The 5341-nt window shown below is 53.1% G+C and carries 2 tRNA genes and 3 rRNA genes; all 5 read left to right on the top strand.

The annotated features are described in order from the left end of the window. Positions 1-146: 146 nt before the first annotated feature. A 16S ribosomal RNA gene (locus tag ABNW52_RS18495) occupies positions 147-1682 on the top strand. 96 nt (positions 1683-1778) lie between these two features. Continuing rightward, a tRNA-Ile gene (locus tag ABNW52_RS18490) sits at positions 1779-1855 on the top strand. Positions 1856-1864: 9 nt separating this feature from the next. Then, positions 1865-1940 (top strand) — tRNA-Ala (locus ABNW52_RS18485). A gap of 249 nt (positions 1941-2189) precedes the next feature. After that, positions 2190-5078 (top strand): 23S ribosomal RNA (locus tag ABNW52_RS18480). 109 nt (positions 5079-5187) lie between these two features. Beyond that, positions 5188-5300 (top strand): 5S ribosomal RNA (gene rrf / locus ABNW52_RS18475). Together the 16S, 23S and 5S rRNA genes with 2 tRNA genes alongside form the textbook arrangement of a ribosomal RNA operon. Positions 5301-5341: the final 41 nt, after the last annotated feature.

Raw genomic sequence — 5341 nt, 5'->3', positions numbered from 1 at the left:
CCGCTCTTTAACAAAACGAATAACCGATAGGTGTAAGTGCCTGGCGAGCCAGACACTTGCACTGCAAGAGAAAGTGACACGGATGTCAGTGGTAACACTGGGATTCGGTTTCTTTGAACTTGCGTGCCAAAAAATTGCTTGGATTTGAACTAAAGAGTTTGATCCTGGCTCAGATTGAACGCTGGCGGCATGCTTTACACATGCAAGTCGAACGGTAACAGGGAGCTTGCTCCGCTGACGAGTGGCGAACGGGTGAGTAATGCGTCGGAACGCACCGAGTAATGGGGGATAACGCAGCGAAAGCTGTGCTAATACCGCATACGCTCTGAGGAGGAAAGCGGGGGATCTTAGGACCTCGCGTTATTCGAGCGGCCGACGTCTGATTAGCTAGTAGGTGAGGTAAGAGCTCACCTAGGCGACGATCAGTAGCGGGTCTGAGAGGATGATCCGCCACACTGGGACTGAGACACGGCCCAGACTCCTACGGGAGGCAGCAGTGGGGAATTTTGGACAATGGGCGCAAGCCTGATCCAGCCATGCCGCGTGTCTGAAGAAGGCCTTCGGGTTGTAAAGGACTTTTGTCAGGGAGGAAATCCTTAGTGTTAATACCGCTGAGGGATGACAGTACCTGAAGAATAAGCACCGGCTAACTACGTGCCAGCAGCCGCGGTAATACGTAGGGTGCAAGCGTTAATCGGAATTACTGGGCGTAAAGCGTGCGCAGGCGGTTAGATAAGCCAGATGTGAAATCCCCGAGCTCAACTTGGGAACTGCGTTTGGAACTGTTTAACTAGAGTGCGTCAGAGGGGGGTGGAATTCCGCGTGTAGCAGTGAAATGCGTAGAGATGCGGAGGAACACCGATGGCGAAGGCAGCCCCCTGGGATGACACTGACGCTCATGCACGAAAGCGTGGGGAGCAAACAGGATTAGATACCCTGGTAGTCCACGCCCTAAACGATGTCAACTAGCTGTTGGGGGTTAGAATCCTTGGTAGCGCAGCTAACGCGTGAAGTTGACCGCCTGGGGAGTACGGCCGCAAGGTTAAAACTCAAAGGAATTGACGGGGGCCCGCACAAGCGGTGGATGATGTGGATTAATTCGATGCAACGCGAAGAACCTTACCTGCTCTTGACATGTACCGAACCCCGTAGAGATATGGGGGTGCCCGAAAGGGAGCGGTAACACAGGTGCTGCATGGCTGTCGTCAGCTCGTGTCGTGAGATGTTGGGTTAAGTCCCGCAACGAGCGCAACCCTTGTCATTAGTTGCCATCATTAAGTTGGGCACTCTAATGAGACTGCCGGTGACAAACCGGAGGAAGGTGGGGATGACGTCAAGTCCTCATGGCCCTTATGAGCAGGGCTTCACACGTCATACAATGGTCGGTACAGAGGGTTGCCAAACCGCGAGGTGGAGCTAATCTCTTAAAGCCGATCGTAGTCCGGATTGGAGTCTGCAACTCGACTCCATGAAGTCGGAATCGCTAGTAATCGCAGGTCAGCATACTGCGGTGAATACGTTCCCGGGCCTTGTACACACCGCCCGTCACACCATGGGAGTGGAATCCGCCAGAAGTGGGTAGGGTAACCGTAAGGAGCCCGCTTACCACGGTAGGTTTCATGACTGGGGTGAAGTCGTAACAAGGTAGCCGTAGGGGAACCTGCGGCTGGATCACCTCCTTTCTAGAGATAGGTGAGTCAGGTACTTACAGCCTATCGGTTATTTGCGAGTTAGAAGGGCAGCGCCGTTGAGAGATTGACGGCGTAGCATGCATGACTGGGTTTGTAGCTCAGCCGGTTAGAGCACCGTCTTGATAAGGCGGGGGTCGTTGGTTCGAGTCCAACCAGACCCACCAGTTTCTGTAGGGGGATTAGCTCAGCTGGGAGAGCACCTGCTTTGCAAGCAGGGGGTCGTCGGTTCGATCCCGTCATCCTCCACCACCCAATGCAAACAGAAGCCTGCTTGAAGGTAGCCGTAAGGCACTTTCGAGGTGATTTCTGTTTGCGTTGTAAAACGCCCGATCTTTAACAAATTGAAGAAGCCAATCAAGCGGCGAGAAGAATGGATAAGTTAACTCTGATCCAGACCGATCGTGGCTTGAGTAGAAGATTGAATCAAGTGTCATGTACGCCTTAGTGCGTGACACGTCGCGAACTAGACTTGTCAAAGTAAGGTGACTGAAATGATAGGGTCAAGCGACTAAGTGCATCTGGTGGATGCCTTGGCGATCACAGGCGATGAAGGACGTGCAAGCCTGCGAAAAGCAGCGGGGAGCTGGCAATGGAGCTTTGATCCGCTGATGTCCGAATGGGGAAACCCCTCCGCAAGGAGATCCTGCGCTGAATATATAGGCGTATGGAGGCGAACCGGGAGAACTGAAACATCTAAGTACCCCGAGGAAAAGAAATCAACCGAGATTCCGTAAGTAGTGGCGAGCGAACGCGGAAGAGCCTGTACGTGATAGCTGTTTGGTTAGAAGAAAGGTCCTGGAAAGGCCTGCCGTAGTGGGTGATAGCCCCGTATTCGAAAACCGAATGGTGGTACTAAGCGTACGAGAAGTAGGGCGGGACACGCGAAATCCTGTCTGAAGATGGGGGGACCATCCTCCAAGGCTAAATACTCGTGATCGACCGATAGTGAACCAGTACCGTGAGGGAAAGGCGAAAAGCACCGCGGGAGCGGAGTGAAATAGATCCTGAAACCGGATGCATACAAACAGTGGGAGCCTCCTTGTGGGGTGACTGCGTACCTTTTGTATAATGGGTCAGCGACTTACATTCAGTGGCAAGCTTAACCGAATAGGGGAGGCGTAGGGAAACCGAGTCCGAATAGGGCGTCTTAGTCGCTGGGTGTAGACCCGAAACCGAGTGATCTATCCATGGCCAGGATGAAGGTGCGGTAACACGCACTGGAGGTCCGAACCCACTAGTGTTGCAAAACTAGGGGATGAGCTGTGGATAGGGGTGAAAGGCTAAACAAACTCGGAGATAGCTGGTTCTCCCCGAAAACTATTTAGGTAGTGCCTCATGTATCACTTCCGGGGGTAAAGCACTGTTATGGCTAGGGGGTCATTGCGATTTACCAAACCATGGCAAACTCAGAATACCGGAAAGTGCAAGCATGGGAGACAGACGGTGGGTGCTAACGTCCATCGTCAAGAGGGAAACAACCCAGACCGCCAGCTAAGGTCCCAAATGATCAGTTAAGTGGTAAACGAGGTGGGAAGGCATAGACAGCCAGGATGTTGGCTTAGAAGCAGCCATCATTTAAAGAAAGCGTAATAGCTCACTGGTCGAGTCGTCCTGCGCGGAAGATGTAACGGGGCTCAAACTGATAACCGAAGCTGCGGATTTGCACGCAAGTGCAAGTGGTAGGGGAGCGTTCTGTAGGTCTGTGAAGGTGTGTCGAGAGGCATGCTGGAGATATCAGAAGTGCGAATGCTGACATGAGTAGCGATAAAGCGGGTGAAAAGCCCGCTCGCCGAAAGCCCAAGGTTTCCTACGCAACGTTCATCGGCGTAGGGTGAGTCGGCCCCTAAGGCGAGGCTGAAAAGCGTAGTCGATGGGAAACGGGTTAAAATTCCCGTACTTTCGTATAGTGCGATGTGGGGACGGAGAAGGTTAGGTCAGCGGCCTGTTGGAATAGGTCGTTCAAGCCGGTAGGCTGGTGCGGTAGGCAAATCCGCTGCACCTTAAGGCCGAGAAGTGATAACGAGGGTCTACGGACCTGAAGTGACTGATACCACGCTTCCAGGAAAAGCCACTAAGCTTCAGCTATACGAGAACCGTACCGCAAACCGACACAGGTGGGCAGGATGAGAATTCTAAGGCGCTTGAGAGAACTCAGGAGAAGGAACTCGGCAAATTGACACCGTAACTTCGGGAGAAGGTGTGCCCCGGTAGCTTGTAGGAGAACATCCGAAGGGCGAAGGGGTCGCAGAGAATAGGTGGCTGCGACTGTTTAACAAAAACACAGCTCTGTGCCAACACGAAAGTGGACGTATACGGAGTGACGCCTGCCCGGTGCTGGAAGATTAAATGATGGGGTGCAAGCTCTTGATTGAAGTCCCAGTAAACGGCGGCCGTAACTATAACGGTCCTAAGGTAGCGAAATTCCTTGTCGGGTAAGTTCCGACCCGCACGAATGGCGTAACGATGGCCACACTGTCTCCTCCTGAGACTCAGCGAAGTTGAAATGTTTGTGAAGATGCAATCTACCCGCTGCTAGACGGAAAGACCCCGTGAACCTTTACTGTAGCTTTGCATTGGACTTTGAACAGGCTTGTGTAGGATAGGTGGGAGGCTATGAAGTACGGACGCTAGTTCGTATGGAGCCGTCCTTGAAATACCACCCTGGTGTGTTTGAGGTTCTAACCTTGGTCCGTGATCCGGATCGGGAACAGTGCATGGTAGGCAGTTTGACTGGGGCGGTCTCCTCCCAAAGTGTAACGGAGGAGTTCGAAGGTTACCTAGGTACGGTCGGAAATCGTGCTGATAGTGCAATGGCATAAGGTAGCTTAACTGCGAGACCGACAAGTCGAGCAGGTGCGAAAGCAGGACATAGTGATCCGGTGGTTCTGAATGGAAGGGCCATCGCTCAACGGATAAAAGGTACTCCGGGGATAACAGGCTGATTCCGCCCAAGAGTTCACATCGACGGCGGAGTTTGGCACCTCGATGTCGGCTCATCACATCCTGGGGCTGTAGCCGGTCCCAAGGGTATGGCTGTTCGCCATTTAAAGTGGTACGTGAGCTGGGTTCAAAACGTCGTGAGACAGTTTGGTCCCTATCTGCAGTGGGCGTTGGAAGTTTGACGGGGGCTGCTCCTAGTACGAGAGGACCGGAGTGGACGAACCTCTGGTGTACCGGTTGTGACGCCAGTCGCATCGCCGGGTAGCTAAGTTCGGAAGAGATAACCGCTGAAAGCATCTAAGCGGGAAACTTGCCTGAAGATGAGACTTCCCTGGAGGCTTGACCTCCCTGAAGAGTCGTTCGAGACCAGGACGTTGATAGGTCGGGTGTGGAAGCGCTGTGAGGCGTGAAGCTAACCGATACTAATTGCTCGTGAGGCTTGACTCTATCATTTGAGTGACTTTGCGTGGCAAGTGTAGTGCGCGAGAGATTCGAGATTCTACGGCTGGGTGTTGAGAGACACCTGGTGGCTTCTTTGATTTGTAGACAGTTTATGTCTGGTGGCCATAGCGAGGTGGTCCCACGCCTTCCCATTCCGAACAGGACCGTGAAACGCCTTAGCGCCGATGATAGTGCAGATACCTGTGTGAAAGTAGGACACCGCCAGACTCCCCCACAAACAGCCCAGCTTGAGAGATCAAGCTGGGCTT

The sequence above is a fragment of the Vogesella oryzagri genome (assembly GCF_040148885.1).
Lineage (GTDB): Bacteria > Pseudomonadota > Gammaproteobacteria > Burkholderiales > Chromobacteriaceae > Vogesella > Vogesella oryzagri.
Note: the sequence above shows the minus strand (reverse complement) of the source record. Positions and strands in the feature narration are given on the sequence as shown.